The sequence below is a fragment of the Borrelia duttonii Ly genome (assembly GCF_000019685.1).
GTDB lineage: Bacteria > Spirochaetota > Spirochaetia > Borreliales > Borreliaceae > Borrelia > Borrelia duttonii.
Genome location: NC_011250.1, coordinates 1 through 21,661 on the forward strand (window position 1 = coordinate 1; position 21,661 = coordinate 21,661).

At 30.3% G+C, this 21,661-nt stretch carries 16 protein-coding genes and 7 pseudogenes; 3 read left to right on the forward strand and 20 right to left on the reverse strand.

Annotated features, from left to right (window positions below; all coding sequences use genetic code 11):
• Positions 1-246: 246 nt before the first annotated feature.
• Both BDU_RS06215 and BDU_RS08660 read right to left on the reverse strand, forming a co-directional pair.
• Positions 247-1,101, reverse strand: coding sequence for a complement regulator-acquiring protein (locus BDU_RS06215; RefSeq protein ID WP_041177906.1), 855 nt, complete (start codon positions 1,099-1,101; stop codon positions 247-249).
• 635 nt (positions 1,102-1,736) lie between these two features.
• Positions 1,737-2,009, reverse strand: a pseudogene (locus BDU_RS08660) (variable large family protein); the annotation flags it as partial.
• Between the two features lie 64 nt (positions 2,010-2,073).
• On the opposite strand from BDU_RS08660, the pseudogene BDU_RS08665 reads away from it, so the two are divergent.
• Positions 2,074-2,472: pseudogene (locus BDU_RS08665) on the forward strand (variable large family protein); the annotation flags it as partial.
• Positions 2,473-2,479: 7 nt separating this feature from the next.
• Here BDU_RS08665 and BDU_RS09105 read toward each other — a convergent pair.
• The 14 genes and pseudogenes from BDU_RS09105 to BDU_RS08685 all read right to left on the reverse strand — a co-directional run.
• A pseudogene (locus BDU_RS09105) lies at positions 2,480-2,593 on the reverse strand (variable large family protein); the annotation flags it as partial.
• 175 nt (positions 2,594-2,768) lie between these two features.
• Positions 2,769-3,857 carry a variable large family protein gene (locus BDU_RS06230; protein WP_041177908.1) on the reverse strand — a complete coding sequence of 363 codons (1,089 nt, stop codon included), beginning with the start codon at positions 3,855-3,857 and terminating at the stop codon, positions 2,769-2,771.
• A gap of 188 nt (positions 3,858-4,045) precedes the next feature.
• A pseudogene (locus BDU_RS06235) lies at positions 4,046-4,959 on the reverse strand (variable large family protein); the annotation flags it as partial.
• A 330-nt stretch (positions 4,960-5,289) separates the two neighbouring features.
• Positions 5,290-5,670 (reverse strand): Vsp/OspC family lipoprotein, encoded by a 381-nt coding sequence (locus BDU_RS06240; protein ID WP_049752299.1) that lies wholly within the window; start codon positions 5,668-5,670, stop codon positions 5,290-5,292.
• 86 nt (positions 5,671-5,756) lie between these two features.
• Positions 5,757-6,848: a variable large family protein gene (locus BDU_RS06245; RefSeq protein WP_012539513.1), complete on the reverse strand. Its 1,092-nt coding sequence runs from the start codon at positions 6,846-6,848 to the stop codon at positions 5,757-5,759.
• A 210-nt stretch (positions 6,849-7,058) separates the two neighbouring features.
• Positions 7,059-7,849, reverse strand: a pseudogene (locus BDU_RS06250) (variable large family protein); the annotation flags it as partial.
• A gap of 249 nt (positions 7,850-8,098) precedes the next feature.
• A complete protein-coding gene (locus tag BDU_RS06255; protein WP_041177914.1) occupies positions 8,099-9,190 on the reverse strand; it encodes a variable large family protein in 1,092 nt (363 codons plus the stop codon).
• 268 nt (positions 9,191-9,458) lie between these two features.
• A pseudogene (locus BDU_RS06260) lies at positions 9,459-10,239 on the reverse strand (variable large family protein).
• A gap of 583 nt (positions 10,240-10,822) precedes the next feature.
• A complete protein-coding gene (locus tag BDU_RS06265; RefSeq protein WP_012539515.1) occupies positions 10,823-11,911 on the reverse strand; it encodes a variable large family protein in 1,089 nt (362 codons plus the stop codon).
• Between the two features lie 438 nt (positions 11,912-12,349).
• Entirely contained in the window at positions 12,350-12,781 is a 432-nt protein-coding gene (bdr, locus tag BDU_RS06270) for a Bdr family repetitive protein (protein WP_041177909.1), read from the reverse strand.
• A 41-nt stretch (positions 12,782-12,822) separates the two neighbouring features.
• Positions 12,823-14,175, reverse strand: a pseudogene (locus tag BDU_RS06275) (PBSX family phage terminase large subunit).
• 4 nt (positions 14,176-14,179) lie between these two features.
• Positions 14,180-14,425, reverse strand: a complete 246-nt coding sequence (locus BDU_RS08675; protein WP_318250826.1) for a hypothetical protein — start codon at positions 14,423-14,425, stop codon at positions 14,180-14,182.
• A 15-nt stretch (positions 14,426-14,440) separates the two neighbouring features.
• Positions 14,441-14,605, reverse strand: a complete 165-nt coding sequence (locus BDU_RS08680) for a hypothetical protein (RefSeq protein ID WP_318250827.1) — start codon at positions 14,603-14,605, stop codon at positions 14,441-14,443.
• A complete protein-coding gene (locus BDU_RS08685; protein WP_318250828.1) occupies positions 14,580-14,708 on the reverse strand; it encodes a DUF603 domain-containing protein in 129 nt (42 codons plus the stop codon). Before BDU_RS08685 ends, BDU_RS08680 begins: the two co-directional genes overlap by 26 nt.
• Positions 14,709-15,325: 617 nt before the next feature.
• Here BDU_RS08685 and BDU_RS07490 point away from each other — a divergent pair.
• Positions 15,326-17,083: a coiled-coil domain-containing protein gene (locus BDU_RS07490; protein WP_012539517.1), complete on the forward strand. Its 1,758-nt coding sequence runs from the start codon at positions 15,326-15,328 to the stop codon at positions 17,081-17,083.
• 1,597 nt (positions 17,084-18,680) lie between these two features.
• Positions 18,681-19,238 (forward strand): Mlp family lipoprotein, encoded by a 558-nt coding sequence (locus BDU_RS07495; RefSeq protein ID WP_049752300.1) that lies wholly within the window; start codon positions 18,681-18,683, stop codon positions 19,236-19,238.
• 197 nt (positions 19,239-19,435) lie between these two features.
• Here BDU_RS07495 and BDU_RS08695 read toward each other — a convergent pair whose 3' ends face one another.
• The 4 genes from BDU_RS08695 to BDU_RS08705 form a co-directional block, all read right to left on the reverse strand.
• The gene (locus tag BDU_RS08695) at positions 19,436-19,612 is read right to left on the reverse strand and encodes a DUF261 family protein (protein ID WP_318250829.1); all 177 of its coding nucleotides are present in this window, start codon (positions 19,610-19,612) and stop codon (positions 19,436-19,438) included.
• Between the two features lie 13 nt (positions 19,613-19,625).
• Positions 19,626-20,087 carry a single-stranded DNA-binding protein gene (locus BDU_RS06305; RefSeq protein WP_012539518.1) on the reverse strand — a complete coding sequence of 154 codons (462 nt, stop codon included), beginning with the start codon at positions 20,085-20,087 and terminating at the stop codon, positions 19,626-19,628.
• A gap of 191 nt (positions 20,088-20,278) precedes the next feature.
• Positions 20,279-20,944, reverse strand: coding sequence for a DUF244 domain-containing protein (locus tag BDU_RS08700; RefSeq protein WP_318250830.1), 666 nt, complete (start codon positions 20,942-20,944; stop codon positions 20,279-20,281).
• Positions 20,945-21,189: 245 nt separating this feature from the next.
• On the reverse strand, positions 21,190-21,639 hold the full coding sequence (locus BDU_RS08705) for a hypothetical protein (protein WP_049752303.1): 450 nt from the start codon (positions 21,637-21,639) through the stop codon (positions 21,190-21,192).
• Positions 21,640-21,661 lie beyond the last annotated feature (22 nt).

Here is a 21,661-nt window from a genome sequence, read left to right on the forward strand (position 1 = left end):
AATATTAAAAGATATATTATTTATTATATCAGCCCATGAAATTATTAATAAACGCGGGCTTAGAACTTTAAGGCTAACCGTTATTATAAAAGTAAAATTTAAATAAGCCAAAGACTCTTTTTTACAATACATATAAAATAAATTTTTTCTACCAAACTTCACCTAAAATACATTTTACAACAAAAATATAGGAAGATAGACTATTATTAATTTATCTTCCTTTGTATTTTAATAATTATAAGTAAATTACTTAATTGTACCTAGAATAGCTATAATTCTATTAGATACTGCCTTCATTCCAGGAGTTTTAACTTTAATAAGATCTTTATATTTTTGCTCAATATGCTCTATCAATTTCTTGCTATCAGAATCAATTCCATCTGCCTTAGCTTTATAAGATGAAATAAGACTATCTATGGCTTTCCTCCAATTTAATTTCTGTAATTGCATTTCTTCAAGCTTGGACTTAATTTCTCTTAAATCAACAAGACTTAATTTATCAAGTTGCTCCCTATTCTCTTCTAATTTATTAATTATTCTCTCAAAACCAAACTGAAGATCTACTACTACAGCATTCATTATATCTTGAATCCATGTACCCTTGTTTGTATTATCCGATTCTACTTTTTTAAGAATTTCTGCAAAATCTTCTATTCTTGCTTTATTGTATAACAAAGAGGAATAAAATAATCGTCTTACTTCCTTATTATCATCATGATCTAATGTCTTACCATTAACATCATTTAACACAAATTTAAACACTTCATCTTTCATACCATATTGATTTGCATCCTCAACTTCAGCCTTATCTTGATTTAATAATCCCATAACACTATTAATATCATTTATAAGGGCAGATACTAATTCCCCTTTCTCATCTTTTATTACAGAATCTCCTCCTACTACTTTTTTAACAGAAACTTTATCCACAAAATCTTTTTTTATTGGTTCATCACCTTGAACGTCATTTACAACATCTTGAACATTATTTACAACATCTTTTAAAAAATTGTCAGGTCTTCCTTTATTATCCAATAATTTAGAATCTAGATTACAAGACGCTAACCCCAAAACTAATAATATAAATAAATTTTTTCTCACAAATATTCTCCTTCTTTAAGAATTAATAATCACTATTACTAAATAGTAATGATTATTAATTAATAATATATATATCACTTTATCTAAAATACAATTTTTTTAATTAAAATTACTATTTTTTATCAAAAAAATGATGAAAACATATTTAACAATATGTACAAATAATATAATTGAAATAAATCCTAAAGAAATTATTAATTTTTGTACAAATTACCTCTTAATATCAAATAGTATAATATTCTATTATCTACATTAAAAAACAAAATTTTACTATTGCTAGACTTTTCTACATTTTTAATATATACCTATTATTTAAGACCTTAGTTTCGTTAGAAGTTTTAATGTGTTTTTATACCATGCTAAATTTATATTACAATCTTATGATTCATTATATTTTTATACAAAATTTTACAACTATACAACTCTATCCTATACAATTTTATACAATAAACCGAATATTTTTAATTAGAACATATACATCCTATGAATGGATAATAACTAACAAATTATAGCAAATAAAATATATCTTTTTAGATATCATAAAACAAAAGATACTAAGGGCTTAATTCTCAGTATCTTTACTTTATAACTTAATTTATATCATTTTATTTATCATTTAATTATGTAATTTCGACTTATTGATTTTGACTACCAGAACCACTATTTCCAGATGCAACAGGAGTAGCATTAGTATTAATTTTCATTGCTTCTTTAATGGTTTTAAGTCCTTCATCAATAGCACTTCTTATTGCTATTGTTAATGTATCTAATGCTTTAGTTACGGCACTTGTTGTTGCTCCTCTAATTGCAGTAGAAATATCAGTATTACTATTTCCGTTAGCAAACTTACCACCTTTAGCTATCGCTCTTAACACTATACCTCCTGCTATAGTTGCGTCCTTTGCATTATTAGCATCAGCGCCAAAAGGTAAGGAAGAATTGAGGAAGGAAGAGGAGAGTAGGAAGGGAAGGATGGAAAGAATAAAGGGAATAGTGATGGTGATGGTGATGATGGTAGTGATGGGATGTAATAGTGGGGTGGTGGAAGCAGAGCAAGGAAAGAATAAATTTTTGAAGTCATTAGTTAATGTGAGTGAAGAATTTTTGAATGTTTTTACATCATTTGGGGAAATGGTGGGGAGTGTATTGGGGTTGCGTGTTGAGAGTAAGAAGTCGGATGTAGGGAAGTATTTTAAGGCAATTCAGGAGACTATAGAAGGAGTTAAAACAGGACTTAATAAGATTGTTGCTGAAATGAAGGAAGAAAAAAATCCAAATGCTGAGGGAGTAGAGAGTGCAGTTAAACATTAGTTGAGAGTAAACTAGATAAGATAATAGAAGGAGCAAAGACTGCTAGTGAGGCTAGTGGTATTACAGCATTACCCTCATTTTTCAGCACTATATCTACTATATTTTTTATTCCCCTTATCAAATTACCAATTTCACCTTTAGCACCCGTAGCACCTGCACCAACAGTAGCAACATTACCAAGTAGTTCATCACCTGTAGCTGGGGATGATAAAAAGGCTAAAGATGGTAATAGTTCAAGGGGAGCTAATGCTGGTGAAGAAAGCAAAAAACAAATAAATGAGGCTTTAATAACATACACAATACTGCAAATAAAAAAAGAGAGCTTTATCGCTCCCTTTGCTAACTATATTCAAGTCTTACTGCTGCCCCACTGCTTTTGGATCTCTTGCCTTATCTACTTCTTTCTTTACTTTCTCAAGTACATTCTTAACTGTCTTTTTTATTATATCTTCTACTGCTACTAATAGTTTATTTACTGCACTTATCCCTACTGCTTGTACTTCTTCCTTCCCTCCTGCTTGTCCATCTTGTGCTCCTGATGACAATTTACCATTCTTAACTAATGATCGTAACACTATTCCTCCTGATACTGCTGCTGCTTTAGCTGCTTCTTTTGCTAAATTAGCGGCATTACCTCCTTTTGCAAACGCCACCGCACTTGTATTTGCAGTTGCCTGATCTCCTACTCCTGTATCCGCATCACCCTCTGTTGATTTAACTATTGATGCTAAAATTTCCTTGCCACTTACCGTTGTTAATACTGCTGCTGCTTTACCTGCATCATTTACCCCCGCTTTGTTATCTGTAGCCAATATCTTAACTCCATCTTTATTGTCTGTTCCATTATTACCTACTTTTACTGCTAAATCTCCCGCTACTAACTTCTCAATATCTTCTTTATCAGCTATATCTACTATTCCTTTCAACGCCTTAAAGACACTCTTCAATTCATCTGCACTTGATGCTACTCCTTGGGCATTAGACGCCGCTTCACCTACAACATTGACATCACCTATCCCTTTTAATGATTCTAAATGCCCTTTTAATATACTTAAAGTCATCTTAGCTGAATCAACTGCCGCTCTTATTCCCTTATTTAACATACCTTCTTTATCAACATCTGCCGATGCTTTTTCTGCTACTTTCTCTAATTCTCCTGATGCAATCTCAAGTTTCTTACCAAGCCTATCAAAATAATTTCCCACTTCATTCTTCTTAGTAGTTGCTTTAACAGCAAATCCCAAGGAATCTGAAACCAATTCCAAAAATGAATAAAAAACATTCTCCGCACTTCTTCCTACTTCCAGCAGTACCTCACTTAAACTTTTAACTCCTCCTCCTGTTCCTTCCCCTTTTACTCCCCCACTATTACATCCCATCATCACCATCATCATCATCAATAATATTACTCTTACTTTCCCCTCTCCTTTTTTCTCTATATTCATTCTTCTAGCCTCCTTATTTATATTCATTATTAGCTTTTTCATAGCTTTTCTTTAAGGATTAGAAAAAAATGATTTATATAACACATACAATACCGCAAATAAAAAAAGAGAGCTATTTTGCTCTCATTAACTAAGTTTTTATTAAAAAATTTAATTATATTCTAAACTGTACTAGCTATCTTATTCTTTTATTCATTAATTTTGGCAACAGAACCTTCTCCTTGTTTAATCTCTCCTAACACTCTATTCCTTATTGCTATTGTCAATGTACTTAACATCTTATTCACTGCACTTGCTACTGCACCATTTACTGCATTTGCTGATTTCTCGTCACCCTTAGCCGCAAATTTACCATCCTTTGCCATTGATCTCAATGCTATCCCTGCTGCTATTACTGCATCTTTTTTTGCTGGATCTTTAATTTCTTTCTTGTCATTAACAGCTTTAGCAGCAGCAATACCTGCAGCATATTTTACTTCTTTAATATTTTTGTTATTATCAGCAGTTTCACTAGACTTCGCTATAGCTTGCAAAACATCAGCTCCACTTACTGCTCCTATTGATGCACTTGCCTTAGCTGCCTCTACATCTGTACCACTTGCTTTCTTTTCAAATAATTTCCCAATATCCTTTTTATCATTTTCTCCTGTCTTACTAGCTTCTGCATTTCCCTCATTCTCTCCTAACACCACCCCTACTATCTCTTTAATCCCTTTAACCAATGCCTTGACACTCTCAGAATCTGCTGGTGCAGGATCTTGACCACCATCTTTAGTAGCGCCTCCTATAACATCATTACCTGCAGCTCATTTAGCTGCTTCCTTGGCTCCTTCTTCGATCTTATCTATCTTCCCAATAAATTCCTCTACCTTCTCTTTCACTTTCTCATATTTCCCATTCTCAGCCAAAATCTCCCCTAATTTTACTTTTACTGTTTTCATAGTATTCTCAATCTTACTAAAATATTTCCCTATACCTTCCTTCTTTGTATCCTCCTTTATTCTTAATGTCTCGGTAACCATATCACCAAAAACAAAAAAACTTTTTAAAAACCTTTTTTAAAATTAACCACATAGCTTAAAAAATAATTATTTTTTTCTCTATCATCTATGATCACAACAAAACACTAAATGCAAAGTCACCATTATTTATCATTTTTCTTAATTTATTTATTTTATCTATTAATTTGCTCATATATCTTAAAATCCTAGTTTATAATAACAACACAATCACTAGTCTAAATCTTGCAATTAATCTACATTCAATCTAATCAATAAGCAAAATTTATACATAAAAACAAATAACCCTAAATAACAACAAAAACTAAGAACACTATGCTCCTAGTTTGTTTTTTCTTAATTTAATTTTTTCAGTCATTAAGTTACTTTACCTTTTAATTAAATATTAATCTTATAATAATTACTTAAATTATCTAACTTGACTGAGTAGAAATCTTTTTAGTAGATGCTGTAAGCTTCTTGATTGTATTTTCTGCAAGTTCTTTGGCTGAATTTACAAAATCATTAATCGCTGTATTTAGTTTACCAAGTTCTTCCGCTCTCTTAGTCTTATCACCATTATCTTTAACTAGAGCTTTTTTTACATCGGTATCTTGAGCATCATTTTTAGCAATATCAGAATGAGCTGTCTTCAATTTAGTTAAAAATCCTTCCCCTAAAGTCTTAGCAGCTAAAATCTTAGCCTTCATTCCATCAAACTTTTCAGCCTCTAACTCCAATGCTTTCAATTTTGTATTTACAGAAGTTATTATTTGATATGACCCAGAAACCAACGGTCCATTATGAACTACCATATAGAAATAGAAGAAAATCTAAATGTATCTCTAGATCTCCTCCTATTCTTAATTTTAAGTTAAGTAACTTAATATCTATCTTATTGTTAATTAGCTGCTTTTGGATTTCTTGCTTCATCTATTTTTTCTTTTGCTTTTTCAAGAACATTCTTTACTGTCTTTTTAATTATATCCTCTACTGCTCCTAATAACTTATTTGCCGCAGTTACTCCTATTCCTTGTACTTCTTTTCCTCCTCCTGTAGCATTATCCGCTGCTCCTTTTCCTAATTTACCTGTCTTAACCAATGATCGTAGCGCTATACCACCTGCTACCGCTGCTGCTTTCGGAGTATTTGCACCTGCTAAATGATTTGCTGATCCTCCTCTTGCAAAAGAAATTGCACTTGTATTTGCATCTGCAGACGCTCCTAATGCTGCATCATTCTCTTTTGACGCGATTACTGATGCTAAAATTTCTTTACCACTTACACTTGATAGTATCGCTGCTGCTTTACCTGCATCTGTTGCTGCAGGATTATCAGCACCACTTGTAGCCAATATCTTAGCTCCATCCTTATTATCTACTCCGGTCACATTTAATGCCGCAGTCCCTGCTTTTAACTCTGTAACACCTACTCCCTGTGCAACTTTCACTATCTCTTGCAATGCCTTAAGAGCTTTTTTTAATTCAGTTTCATCTACTGATGTTCCTACTGCAGCGGCACCACCACTTGCTGCCTCACCTACTATATTGTCATCTCCGATCCCTTTTAAAGACCCTAAATGTTCTATCAATATCTCTAAAATTTCCTTAGCTGAATTAACTGCCTTTCTAATTGAATTCTTTGATAAATCATCTTTATTAGTATCTGTCTCTGATTTTTTTGCCACCTCTTCTAACTCTTTTGAAGCATCTCCAAGCTTCTTACCTAGACTATCAAAATAATTTCCTACATCACTCTTCTTTGTATCCACTTTTGCAGTAAATCCCAATACATCTGACATTAACTCTATAAATGCATAAAATGCCCTTTCTGCACTTCTCCCTACTTCCATCATTGCTCCACTTAATCCTCTCCCGTCTCCTCCTCCTGCTCCTTCTCCTTTCACTCCTCCACTATTACATCCCATCATCACCATCATTATCATTAATATCACTACTCTTACTTTCCCCTCTCCTTTTTTCTCTTTATTCATTCTTCTAGCCTCCTTATTTTTTATTTTTTTCTAGCTACTTTATAGCTTTTATTTAAAATCAAAAAACAAATAAATGGGGCTTTATATAACATACACAATACCACAAATAAAAAAAGAGAGCTTGATTTCTCTCATTAACTAAATTTTTATTTAAAAAATTTAACTATATTCTCAATTTTATCCTAATGATCTTATTCTTATCTTATTCTTTTATTCATTAATTTTGACAACAGACCCTTCTCCTTGTTTAATCTCTCCTAACACCTTATTTATCTCTTTTAATCCTTCATCCACTCTATTCCTGATCGCCATCACCAATATACTCAACACCTTATTACTTGCTACTGCTCCATTCACTGCATTTGCATGTTTACCATCATCACCATCCTTAGCCGCAAATTTACCTTCCTTTCCCATCCCTCTCAATGCTATCCCTCCTGCTATTACTGCATCTTTCTTTGCTGCCCCTTCCTTAATTTCTTTCTTGCCATCAACAGCTTTAGCAACTGCTATCTCTGCTGCATCTCCAGCTTTCTCAATTCCCTCAGTATCATAAACAGAAGGATTCTCTTTAGATTTAACTATAGATTGCAACATATCAGCACCACTTACTGCTCCTATTGATGCACTTGCCTTAGCTGCATCTGCTTCTTGAGCTCTATTAGCATCTTCATCTGCAAACAACTTCCCAATATCCTTCTTATCACCATCTGCCGTCTTACTAGCATCTGCACTACCTTCACCATCCCTTAACACTATTCCAAAAATTGCCTTGATTCCTTTGACTAATGAAATAATAGATTCTTTATTAGCAGCAACTGCAGTCTGATTTTGAACAGCATTACAAATAAAAATGCCTTCATTAGCACCCTTTGCTGCTTCCTTGGCTCCTTCTTCAATCTTACTTATCTCCCCCCAATAAATTCCTCTACCTTACCTTTCACTTTCTCATATTTCCCATATTCTCCTACAATTTTCCCTAATTTCTCTTTTACTATCCTCCTTAATAATCGATATTAAAACTTATCTTTAATAATGTATTGTCTTTTTTTGTATGTACAATTTCATAAAATAAATAAACTGAATATCTTTCATTATATTTAAAAAACACAAATAATAAAATTAATAATATAAAGCAATATATCTTTACTCAACACACCATAAAATAAAAGATACAAAGAGCTTAACTCTTAGTATCTTATCTTTACAACTTTATTTTTCTTATTTTTTATTTACTTATATAATTTTGATTATTGATTTTTAACACCAGAACCACTCTTCTCAGATGTTGCTACAGGAGTATCATTATTAATTTTCATCACTTTTTTTATTTCTTTAAGACCCAAGTCCATTGCTTCTCTTATTGCTATTGTTAATGTATCTAATGCCTTACTTACTGCACTTACTGCTGCTCCCCTAACCGCAGTAACAACATCATTATTAGCATTATCCTTCTCATTAGCAAATTTTCCTCCCTTTGCCATCGCTCGCAATGCTATCCCCCCCGCTATAACAGCATCTTTAATATCAGAAGCAACACCAGTAACTTGAGCAGAAGCATTATGATTAGCTAACTTAGCTGAATCACCATTATTTTTAGAAATAGCTTGCAATATGTCAGCTCCAGTAACGGCCCCAACTGCTTTTGCTGCATCTGCTGCTGCCTTCTTCGCATCTGCGGCAATAGCACCATTATTATCAGTATTACCAAATAATTTTCCTGCATCACCAGCATTATTACCTCTTGCCCCAAGAGCATCGGCTTTTTTACCATCTCCAGCCTCAGCACTTCCTTTGTTCTTAAGTACTATATCCACAATTGATTTAATGCCCTTTACTAAATTTTCAACACCATCGCCCTTAGCTCCAGCACCAGCACCATTAGCACCACCAGCAGCAACATTACCTATGAAGTCATTAGCATCACCACCAATTGCCTCACTTGCTGTCTTTGCCCCAGTAATTATTTTATCAAGTGTTTCACTAACTAATTTATTTACTGCAGTCTCAGTAGCTGCAGCATGAGGATTACTCTCTTTTTTCATTTCAGCAACAATTTTATTAAGCCCATCCTTGGCTCCTTGCACAGTATCTTGAACTGTCTTAAAGTAAGCAGCAACATCGGACTTCTTAGAATCGGCCTTCAATCCCAATACACTCCCCACCATTTCCCCAAATGATGTGAAAACATTCAAAAATTCTTCACTCACATTAACTAAAGATTGCAAAAATTTATTTTTACCTTGCTCTGCTTCTCCTACTCCCCCACTATTACATACCATCACTATCATCATCATCAATATTATTCCCTTTATTCTCATTCTATCCCACATCTTATCCATTCTATTCCCTCTCTCTCTCACTCTCTCTATTCATCTCTTCCCTTTTATTTCTCCTTCTTTTACTTCTCTATTCATTTTCTTTGCCTCCTTATTTATATTCATTATTAGCTTTTTCATAGCTTATTTATTAAGGATTAGAAGAAAAAAAATGATTTATATAACACACACAATACCTAAAATAAAAAAAGAGAGCTTGATTGCTCTCATTAACCAAGTTTTTATTAAAAAATTTAATTATATCCTAAATTGTACTAATTATCTTATTCTTTTATTCATTAATTTTGGCAACAGATCCTTCTCCTTGTTTAATCTCTCCTAACACCTTATTTATCTCTTTTAATCCTTCATCCAATCTATTCCTGATTGCTATTGTCAATGTACTCAATACCTTATTTACTGCACTTGCTACTGCCCCATTGACTGTCTTTAATGCATCTTCATCATTATCCTTAATAGAAAATTTACCTCCTTTAGTCATACCTCTAAGTGCTATACCTCCCGCTATTACTGCATCCTTCTTTGCCCCTTCCTTAATTTCTTTCTTACCAGCTAACATCAGCACCTGCATCTCCCTTCCCTTTTAACACAATCTCAACTATCTCTTTAATTCCTTTCACCAAAGATTTAACACTTCGTAATTCTGAAGGAGATGCATCCCCATTTTTGACAGCACTTCCTATTACTTCACTACCTCCACCACTAGCTCCTAAAGCTGCTTCTTTTGCTCCTGCAGCTATCTTATCTACAGTACCACTAATAAACTCCTCAACTACCTTCCTAACTTTCTCATATTGCCCATTCTTTGATACTTCTTCTTGCAACTTTTCCTTTACTGAATTCATAGTCTTCTCAATATCACTAAAATACTTACCTATATCACTTTTTTTAGTCTCTGCCTTTATTCCTAATGTCTCCGTAATCATATCCCCAAAAGCAACAAATACGTCCAAAAATCCTTTCCCTAAATTTACCATCTCACTCAAAAATACTTTCTCTGGATCCTTTACTCCACCACTATTACATCCCATCATCACCATCATCATCACCATTATTATTCCTTTTACTATTCTCCCCCTCTTTATCTCTCCTCTCTTCCCTCTCTCTCCTCCTCTCTCTAATTCTCTTCTCCCAATTTCTCTTTCATGCCTTTCTTAGTCTCATTTTATTATTTACCTTTCTTCTGAAAATAGCAAAAAAGAAAAAACAAAATCAAACTCATAATAAAAAAGATAGATGGCGATTATTAAGAACTACACTTCTAATAAAGTAAAAATTATACTTGGTAATACTAATAATCAATAATGATAGGTATTGAAACTATACAAGCAAATGACGATGATAAAGCTACTATAAGGAAAAAATAAAAAATTAAATATATGTAAAGAAACATTTGAAGTAAAATATTAATAACGTTATTTTTACTAATCAGATTTGGTTTAAGAGATAATATAGTTGAAAATGTTTTACAGTTTAATACAAAAAAATATGACTTTGAAAGTTAATCTAAAAAAGTCATAATACTGTTTATCAGTCTAAACCAATTACTAAAATAACAATATAGAAGGAAATCCAAATTTATCTCTATATTTCCTTCTATCCCACTTTCAAGTAATTTAATATCTATCTTATTGGCTAATTGGATGTTTTTGGTTTTCTTGCCTCATCTACTCCTTGCTTTACTTTCTCTAGTACATTCTTTACTGTCTTTTTAACCAAATCTTCCACTGCTACTAATAGTTTATTTACTGCACTCATCCCTACTGCTTGTACATCTTGTTTACCTCCTGCACTACCATCTGCCGCTCCGGATGCTAGTTTCCCATCCTTCACCAATGAACGTAATGCTATCCCTCCTGATACTGCTGATGCTTTTGGAGTATTTGCAGTTGCTAAGTTAGCTACATTACCTCCTTTGGCAAATTTCACCGCAGTTGTCTTATCATCTGGAGCTGTTCCTCCTAATGCCGAATCACCTTCTTCAGATTTAACTATTGATGCTAATATTTCTTCTCCACTTACTGATGATACTATTAATGCAGCTTTACCTGCATCTGTTACGGCCGATGCTTTATTATCTGTAGCTAATATCCTAACTCCCTCCTTATTATCTATACCAGTTCCATTTAACGACATAATCCCTGCAATCGGTTCTGCAACACCTGCACCTTTTGCTATCTCTACTATTCCTTTCAATGCTTTAAGAGCCTTACTTAACTCACCTTCATTTGCTGATGCCCCTGTAGCATCACTTCCTGCCTCACCTACTGGCTTAGAATCACCTACTGTTCCTAAAGACTCTAAATACCCTTTCAATGTACCTAAAACTCCCCTAGCTGAATCAACTATTTCCTTAATTAAATTTTTTGATGAATCATTCTTATCACCACCTGTCTCCGATTTCTTTGCTACTTCTTCTAACTCTTCTGATGCTTTCCCAAGTTTCACACCTAAACTCTTAAAATGATTCCCTACATCCTCTTTCTTTGTAGTTGTGTTCACGCTAAATCCCAATACATCTGACATTAACTCCAAAAATGCATAAAATGCATTCTCTGCACTTCTCCCTACTTCCAGCATTACCTCACTCAAACTTCCTCCTCTCCCGTCTCCTCCTCCTGTCCCTTCTCCTTTCACTCCTCCACTATTACATCCCATCATCATCATCACCAGCATCAATATTATTACTCTTACTTTCCCCTCTCCTTTTTTCTCTATATTCATTCTTCTAGCCTCCTTGTTTTTCTTTTTTTTATTTCCCATTCTTTCATTTTCTTTGACTCCTTATTTTTTTAGCCTTTTTATAGCTTTTATTAGGAAACAAAAAAACATCAATAAATAATGATTAAATGATGATTTATATGAATATTATTCATACAACATACACAATACTGCAAATAAAAAAGAGAGCTTCATTGCTCCCTTTGCCAAAATTTTTACATAATAACTTAACTATATTTCAATATATACTAATTCACCTATTAATTAGATTGATTTTAGAATTGTGTCTAATTTTACCTCTAACCTATCAACCTTATTTAACCTTATTCAATATACAAAAAATAATTATAGATCAATTATTTATTTTTGTTAAAAAAAGCAAAAACTATAAAAAATTTGCAAAAAAATTAAACTTATTCTTTAGATAGAAGAAACATTTACTTATTTAAATATCAGCGTTAATAAAATTCCTATAGTTAAAGTAATAATGGTCCCAAACATCCAAGCATGTAATTTTAATGTTCCTTTAACCTCTAATGCAAATTTATCTATTTTAGTATCAAGTTCATTAAATTTAGTATCTATTTTAGTATCAAGTTCATTAAATTTAGTATCTATTTTATTATTTAGGTTATTTTCAACAGTATCAATCTTAGTATCAAGTTCTCTAATATCAGCCTTTAAACCACGCTCTAATATTTCTAATTTAAGGTTAAAATTACTTTCTAAATATTGAAGATCTTTAATAGTAAGCTCATTTTTATAGTATCTATAAGACAAATCGTCTGCAATCTCTCTATTAATACCCGCTTTTACAAGCTCATTTAGTACCATCTGTCTAGTAATTACAGGTTCCATTTGCATATACTCCATAAAGAATCTCCTTATGTAATTATTATACAATAATTTATAAGCTAAATGAAAGTAAATTTAGTAAAATGCCTAATTCTATCACGATAATTTAAAGACAAAATTAAATATGCTGCTGATAATACATCAAGAGCATCATCATGAACTTTGCCATCTCCATTATATGAATAAATATCACGAAATACAGAACGATTACTATAATATAATAAATGCACCTTGTTATAAGTAAATGGTGTTAATAAAGAAACAATGCTTGCGTGTTTATTTGTTTTGGGTCTTGTTGGTGCAATTCTAAAGTAATTTTGCATATTATCTCTAAGTCTAACATATTCACGTGTTAAAGCCCCAGCTCCTTTAATATCATCTCTATCTTCAATATAAAGAGTATTAACATTAAATTCCCCATTATTACCTTTATTGTATTCATAACATATGGATCAACAGCTGGTTTTTGCTCTTGAAATATAAATGCATAATACTTATCCGACACTTTCTCTAAAACACAAAGAGAAGTATTATCCCCACCACTACTATATGCAGAATCTAAATAAGCTATAGGACTTTTAAAGTCATAGTCTTCAATAATATTAATATTACGAAATATCGCATCATTATTTGCGACCCATTCTCCTAGTAGTACACTGGCTTTATATGTTGGAAAGTCTTTATAAAGTTCTTCTTGGGTCTTTATAAATTCCTTTGAAATTTCCTCATTATCATATGTCGTAAAATTATATGTAGAATATATTGTATTCTTATCAATATAATCTGTTTTAAAATAATGCTCTGGATGATCAGGATTAGTATCAAAAACAATAAACTCTGGTTTTATTCTTAGTCTCTTAAGCGCTTCTTTTAATGTCTCTTTATGCAGCGTTGTTGCTTCATTAACATAAATAACAGCAGAATTTGATCCTCTAAATCTTTCAAAATCTCTTATTTTATCTCCACCATATAAATTAACCCTTAAAGAATCGATTTCAAAATATGACGTATTTGAATATTTGGGAACAAAAGGTATTTTAAGCATATTAGCAAGCTTTTCAAACTATTCTATAACATTAATTTCTAATGATCTCTGTGAGTTGCCTAATATAAAATTATTGGTATCTTTCCTATAAAGATGCCTATTTTTAAGTAAAGTTTTTAAGAATAAATAACAAGCCAAAAATGTTTTACCACTTGAAATTCCACCCGATAAAATAACTTTGTTTTGATTATTCTTTTCAATATCACTTAACACTTTACGTTTGTTTTTTAGTTAAGAACTTATTTTCAAAGCTTTTAAAATCAACAAATACTGGTTTTGGTTTAATAAAAAACGCAATATCAACACCAAATTCACGCTTATATCCCCTTTGCATAGACTTAAAAATACTACTACTGTATATATCCATTTATTTATCCTCCAAACTTAAATCTACTCCCATCTAAATCTGCAATTTTGAGTTTCTTCATTGTTTCATAACATAACTTCATTGTTTTATCTTCTTTCTCACGTTTTAAATCTTTAAGCTTAATCTTCTTATCTTGAAGTTCTCTACTATTTCCTTTATTTTGAATCATTTTGATCTCTCTCTCCAATAGATCTATTTCTTCTATACAATCCTTAAGTTCTAATTCTAAATAATTATTAAATGCCTTCATAAACTTAAGTCCAAGTTAACTTTTCGTTATACTAAATTGACTCTTAAGCTCATGTGTTTTGGCATTGGTTTCAAGTACTTGATCTAAGATACTATTAAGAGTAGTGTTACAAATGGTTACTTTATTATCACTATAAAACTCTATTGGATTATCTTTAATATTTTTCCATTTTACATACATTAGCTCGTGTAACACAAAGCTCTTTCGCTATTTCAGCATCATTTAATCGATCTTCTTCAAAATACATGACACAATCTTTATATGCTCTTTTTACTTTACTCATATCTCTTCAATCTTATAAATTAACAAAAATTAATTTTACAAAAACTACTATTATACTAATAATAATATACTATTATTAAATTAAGGGAGTTATTATGATACTTATTTAAAAAAGATACAGCAACGTTTTCAGAAGCAAAAAGATTTAAAGAGAAACACATGCACATTTAAGTGCACTCGCATCATCAAAGTCAAGCAACACAGATAAATTAAAAACCTTCCCATGCTTTGATAAAGTTAAAATCATACCAATTCTTGATTATATAAATTGTGAACTTGCAAGTCGTTCTGGTCCTTACTTAGATACTGAGAATACTAAAAAAAATTTTCAAAAAACAATAAAAGAATATTTTAACACTATGAATGAAAGCAAATTGGATGAATTCTCACAAGTTGTATAAATGACCTATTATGTGTCAATGTAATAGATACAAAAGTGAAATAAGAAAGCAATAAATTAAAATACTGTAAAAAGAGAAAAATTGATTTTTGTTAACCAAAAAATAAAAGCAAGTTAACGGTTGAATGCTATAATTCATGTACTTTGATTTTTATATATCTATACAAAGTAATATAACTAATATATGATATGATATAAAATATGGAGAATATTATAATATGATAAAATATTTGCTGCTTTTTATTTTATTTTCACTTCATTGTTGTAAATGGAATGAAAGAGATGTTCTATCCTCTCTAAAGAAATCGGACAAAAATTACGTAAATAAAGAAACTAAACCACGAAAAACTCTACTACAAGAAACTAAACCACGAAAAACTCCACCACAAGAAACTAAACCACGAAAAACTCCACCACAAGAAACTTCACCACAAGAAACTCCACCACAAGAAACTTCACCACAAGAAACCCCACTACAAGAAACTCCACCACAAGAAACTCCACCACAAGAAACCCCACCACAAGAAACCCCACTACAAGAAACTCCACTACAAGAAACTCCACTACAAGAAACTCCACCACAAGAAACTAAACCACGAAAAACTCCACCACAAGAAACTCCACTACAAGAAACTCCACTACAAGAAATGACACCACAAGAAACCCCACCACAAGAAACCCCACCACAAGAAACCCCACCACAAGAAACCCCACCACAAGAAACCCCACCACAAGAAACCCCACTACAAGAAACTCCACTACAAGAAACTCCACCACAAGAAACTCCACTACAAGAAATGACACCACAAGAAAAAGAAAAAATATTAAAAGAAGAAAGAGAAAAAATAGAAATAAACATACAAGCAATAAATACATCGGTATTAGAGACAAATAAAGCACAAAGAAGAATATTAAGAGCCCATCAAGAAGTAGAAAAAATAATAGCAAAATTAGAACAAATAATATCAGAAATAGAACAAGTAATATCAGAAGTAAAACAAGCAATAGCACAAGCAGAAACAGAAACAGAACTAGCAAATATAATAGAAAAAGATAAAGCAACTCTTAATATTTCTTCTTTAAAAGAAGAATTGACAGAAGCACAAAAACAAGTAACATTAGCAAAGCAAATAAAAACAAAAATACAAGAAACAGAAGAAGAAGAAAGAGACTCAATGAACAATGCAAATGTAGCAAATTCAGCAAAGATAGAAGCATATAAAACACAAGAAGTATCAGAAGTAAAAATAGCAAGAAAAAATATAGAAGTAGCAAAAATAACAATTGAAATAGTGAAAGAAGAAATACAAAGAGAAGAAGAAGAAATAAAAAAATTAGTATTGATTATAAAGCAAAAATTAGAAATAGTCCAGGAAATAGCACTAAGAATAAAAACAAAAAGAATAAAAATAATAGAAATAATAGAAGCAATAATAGAAAAGACAAAAAACGAAGTTACTTCTATAACTGAAGATGAGCAAAAAAAATTTGAGATTTTGCAGCAAATATTTCATAAAACAAATCAAAAGTTAAAAACTACGACTGAATACTATGAAAAAGAAGAAGAGAATAAATATCACCCTGCATCAAATTATCACTACTATAAAAATATGAATGAAAAAGCCACTGAATTTATCACTTACCTGAATAAAAGTAAACAAAGCCAAAAGAAATTAGCTAACGCATTTAATACTGTTTATGACCTCTTAGAAAAAAAACGAAAACAACATGCAAGTGATATAATATTTGAACAATATATAGATAATGCTTTTAAGTGCACTATAGAAAAAGTTACTTGTTCGCCAGATAAATATGGTCATAATGATTTGGGAAGTTCAATACCCGATTTTTTTGAGTCAATTCTCACTGAATGCTTATACTCCAAAGATCATAACAGAAAAAGAGTAAACTATCTTGAAGAATTACTTACATCTGGAGAAGACCTAGAAATGCTTCAAGCATGGAGCAATAAATAAATTAAAGGATATAAAAAGTGAAGGAAGTTGACTTTATGTTAACCTATAATAAAAAGTAGGTTAACAAAAGAAAGATAGAGGAAAGATATTATCATTGCAGAAAGTATTAGGCTTAAAATAAGCTGTAAAATAAATAGGAAGCAAAAAAGCAAGTATTTGTAAATCAAAGGAATAAGTATCTTGGATATTTATTCCAAAAACATTTAAAACTATATCTTCTACTAATTACAATCACACTACATGCTACATGCCATTTTTAACATACAATGAAAGTACCAAAAAATTGACTAAACTTATAAGTATTTGATAATATATTAATTAAACATTTTATAATTTTTAAAATTATTAGTTAATAAGTAAACTTAAAAATAGAAATACTAAATCTAAATCCACTCCTATAAGATTTTATCTAAATGAAAAGACAACAAAACTTGTAAAACGCTGCATCACAAAACTTCAAGATATAGATCCAATTTCTGGATGGTTCGTATACATATTATCAGTAACTGGTTGTAGAAGAGTAGAGATACAAAATGTCAAACTTACTGATATATCACAAGAAAAAACAATAATGGTGAAGCATTTTATAGTTTACGTGTCAATGTTGCAAAGAAGCGAAGTAATATTTGCACCAGAGAAGTAGTAATAAGTAAATCTGAATTTGAAGCTATAGAAGAAATTCATAAACTTCATTTTAAAAATAAAGGACAAGATTCAAGACGTACTTATCTATTTCAAAAAAGTAAACATCGATTTAAAGATAATAGAATAAATATAAGTGAAATTTCAAAACAATTTAAAGAATTACTAACAAAATCAAGATTTAAACATCGTAAATCATTACATATATGTAGAAATATATCTATTGCAACACTTAAAAGCAAAGGATACAATTCATTTGAAATTAAAGAACTAATGAAACATGCATCAACAGCTGAAATAGATAATGTTTATGGCTTTTCAAAAGCAAGTAAATTAAAAGCATATCATTATATAAAAATAGTTATTAAATCATAGCAATTCATTACTCTATATTTGTATTGCTCTTCGAGCTATACAAATATAACATTAAATCAATGTACTACTATAATAAAACTAACAAAAAGAATAGTAATTTCTTCCTGTTGGAGTTTTTTCATGGTCAAAATTAATTTAACTAATACTTATTATATGACAATATAATTAAATTTATCAAAAAATTAAGATTTGCCATAGCAAATAAGCAAAAAAATTATGCTCTATAACTAATCTATAATAAAAGTACTTAAAAATAAGTGATTTATTACTAATTTATTCTTAAAAAGAAATAACAAACACAAATCCTATCTTGAATATATCCAAAATGAACTGGAGAAAATGTAGAAAATCAAAAAATACATTTAAGCAGGTTTTAAAAGGCCCTTTTGAAAGTAATAGTGACAATCTTAGAGCAATTTAAAGATCAAGCATCAAGTAATTGGTAAAACAGGAGAATAAAGACAAAATTTAAAGCAAATCTTTTATAAAAATAAATAAAATGCTTAAACTTTTATAAAAATCGCTATACAAACCAAAATAGCCAATAGTATAGTATACTTAAAAACAAGGAGAATATTATATGCATAAATATCTAAAACACATACTAATTTATAGTCTAATACTAATTTACTCTTGTACAGATAAAGTAAAAGAACCTACAAGCGCACAACAAGCGAATGACAATAAGAATTTTAATACCATTATTAATGGATTTAACACAGCAATAGAAATACTAAGAAAAAACGTCAAAAAATCTAAAAAAGGTGAAATACAACTACAAAATCCTGACAACTATAAAACAGTCATATACAGATATGAACAATTTATTTCTTGGATTGAAAAAAATCCCGACAAAAAGAAAGAACTAGATACAGATTTGACTGAGGCTTATAATTGGCTAGAGAAAAGAAGAGCAGAAAATGCACCTGAGAAAACTTTAGCTGAATATATAAACGATGCCCTTGACTGTAAAAATTCCTTATGTAAAGATCTTAAGAAATATGGAACTTACACAAACCAGATAGATACCTTTTTTGGAATAAATTCACATGAAATATTTTTCGTTCATGACAATCCTGAAGATCAATTTGTCAAATTTCAAAAAATTAATATTTCATTCATAAAAGACAATTTTTGATTTTATCGTAAGAAAGTAATAAATTAAATGTTTATAAAAAGTTAAGGATCCATTTTTCTAAGTAAGCATAAAAAAAGGCATATAGCCTTTTAACAATAAATACATATATGGAGTAAGTTATATATTTTAAATACACGCTTAGATTTAAGAAGATATTCTTGTCCTCCATCTTTAAGATAAAGAAAATCATATAAAACTTATGTATTATTTGTTGCCATAAAATGGGACCCGATATTATTCTTTATCTTAACTTCACTTATCTCAAATTCATCTTTTAAACACTTATAATCTTTATCCTCAACACGAACATCTCTTTTAACGCCAAAGAAACTTAAGATGCCATATAAATTTAAAATATAACAATTAGTCCTCATATTTTATAAACTTCTAAAAAGGAATATCTTCATTAAATTCACAAGCAGGAACAGGAATAGGAATATCAACTTTAGGATTATAATGTTTACTATCCGAATCAAACAATCTCAGTTGATCTACAAAAATAATGCTTTTAATTTTATCAACTCCACTATGTTTATCCTTATAATACTCATGTCTCATAGATCCATGAACAACAACTTGTTTGCCTTTACTAAGAAAATGAATAAGAGTTTCTGCTAGTTTACCAAATAATACACAATTAAAAAATTGTGCATTATCTCTCCACTCACCTTTTCTTTTGACTTTAATATTATTTGCTATAGAAAAATTTAGTATAGCTAAATTTGTACTACTATAAAATAAAAGTGAATCTCTAACCAAGCGTCCTGATAATGTGATGTTATTAATGTCAGACATCAAAACCCCCATCATCATAAAGCCTACATCTGATTTCCATTCTTTGAAGATCACAATACAAGTTACCTAAATATTCATTGTATCCTTTTATTGCATGATAGTCATATTATTGCATGATAGTCATAAACATATTTTTTAATAATATTTCTGAAACACTTATATGTGAATTTTAACATACAATATAAAATTATTAAAATAAAGATTATTAAGATTATTAGATGTATAATCATCTGATCCACCTTCCATTAAATTGCATATGAGATAGAAGATACAGGATTAGATATAGAGAACTTACGACTAGAACTAATATCATTAATATCATAATGATCCGTAATTAATTTAAACCTATCTTTAATAGCACGTTTACCTGAATTTAACGCAAATACATTCTTACCTAATCTATAAACAATATTATCTGTTAATTTAAAATCCATAGATAACTTACCAAATATATCTTTAAGAACATCCTTATCTTGTTTAGTAAGTGCATATAATTCTTTAGCATTCTCTTTCTCTTTCTTCTCTATTTCTGTTTGCTTAGATTGAATATCAACTAAATGCTTCTCTAAAAGTTCTCGCTCTTCGGCACCAATATTTAAATTAACAATATTGATAAAACTCATAAACTCATATTTATAATTTAATTCTGCCAGGCTTGAACAAAATTTACTATCTTGAAGTAATAATTTTATATGATTAGTTAAATTTTCTATATCAATATTTAAAAGATCAATAGAATTATCATTATTTAGAAGATTAAAAATACGCTCAACTTCCATATCCAATGCCGCAATATAAATCATCACTATCCCTATAACGCCATTATTCCTCTCTATAATACAATTAATAGGCTCATCACCAATTAAAAAGAATAGGTTGCATTTTGATAAGCCAGTACATGCAAGTTGCACTTGTGCTTGAACATAATATTTAAAGAAATATTTACTATCTAAAAAATTACCTGTTTGATTATATTCTGTAATAGCTGATGTTAAATAATTACTATCACTACATTTAATCTCTAATAGCTCTAATCCACCTTGATTATTGATAAACCAACCATCTATTTTGCGCCAACAAGATTATCTCCTAATCCTACTCGTTTGAAGTAATTATATTTGTCTATTCCATTAGCATATTTGTTTTTATGTAAAACTTATATATTATCAAAATAAATAGGTAAAAATTCATCAAATCCTAAATTTTCTAATGCTTTACCTTTTTTAATATGCAAATTATCTTTATATGGAACTTCTTTCCCAAAAAATTTAAGTACTTTACTTACAATTAATTCAGTAGCTGCTTCAACACCAAGAAATATACTCCCAACTTCACTAGCACCAAATCTTGTTAATGTCCCACGTTGAATAGAAAAATCTACTTTACTATTAAACTTGAAATATTCATTCTTTTTGATACCAGGTAATTTACGTCCTATTTTGCTCATTTTACTTACATTAGTCTGTTTATTATTATCAGACTCTGGTGTTGGAATAAAAGATTCTAAACCTTTAATAACTTGTTGGGTGCATAAATCTTGATGATTCACTTTTTTTGCTCCATTATTAATTGCTTTAGTTGTTGTTAAAATATCATTTATATTCATATTAAATCCCCTTTAAAATTCG

Bases quoted from the DNA above. Each gene is read 5' to 3' on its own strand.
- BDU_RS06240 (WP_049752299.1), bottom strand. From the start codon at position 5,670: ATGGTAGTTCATAATGGACCGTTGGTTTCTGGGTCATATCAAATAATA.
- BDU_RS08705 (WP_049752303.1), bottom strand. From the start codon at position 21,639: ATGAATATAAATGATATTTTAACAACAACTAAAGCAATTAATAATGGA.
- BDU_RS07495 (WP_049752300.1), top strand. From the start codon at position 18,681: ATGCATAAATATCTAAAACACATACTAATTTATAGTCTAATACTAATT.
- BDU_RS06255 (WP_041177914.1), bottom strand. From the start codon at position 9,190: ATGGATAAGATGTGGGATAGAATGAGAATAAAGGGAATAATATTGATG.
- BDU_RS07490 (WP_012539517.1), top strand. From the start codon at position 15,326: ATGATAAAATATTTGCTGCTTTTTATTTTATTTTCACTTCATTGTTGT.
- BDU_RS06265 (WP_012539515.1), bottom strand. From the start codon at position 11,911: ATGAATATAGAGAAAAAAGGAGAGGGGAAAGTAAGAGTAATAATATTG.
- bdr (WP_041177909.1), bottom strand. From the start codon at position 12,781: ATGGAGTATATGCAAATGGAACCTGTAATTACTAGACAGATGGTACTA.
- BDU_RS06245 (WP_012539513.1), bottom strand. From the start codon at position 6,848: ATGAATAAAGAGAAAAAAGGAGAGGGGAAAGTAAGAGTAGTGATATTA.
- BDU_RS08680 (WP_318250827.1), bottom strand. From the start codon at position 14,605: ATGTATGTAAAATGGAAAAATATTAAAGATAATCCAATAGAGTTTTAT.
- BDU_RS08675 (WP_318250826.1), bottom strand. From the start codon at position 14,425: ATGAAGGCATTTAATAATTATTTAGAATTAGAACTTAAGGATTGTATA.
- BDU_RS08685 (WP_318250828.1), bottom strand. From the start codon at position 14,708: ATGAGTAAAGTAAAAAGAGCATATAAAGATTGTGTCATGTATTTTGAA.
- BDU_RS08695 (WP_318250829.1), bottom strand. From the start codon at position 19,612: ATGAGGACTAATTGTTATATTTTAAATTTATATGGCATCTTAAGTTTC.
- BDU_RS06230 (WP_041177908.1), bottom strand. From the start codon at position 3,857: ATGAATATAGAGAAAAAAGGAGAGGGGAAAGTAAGAGTAATATTATTG.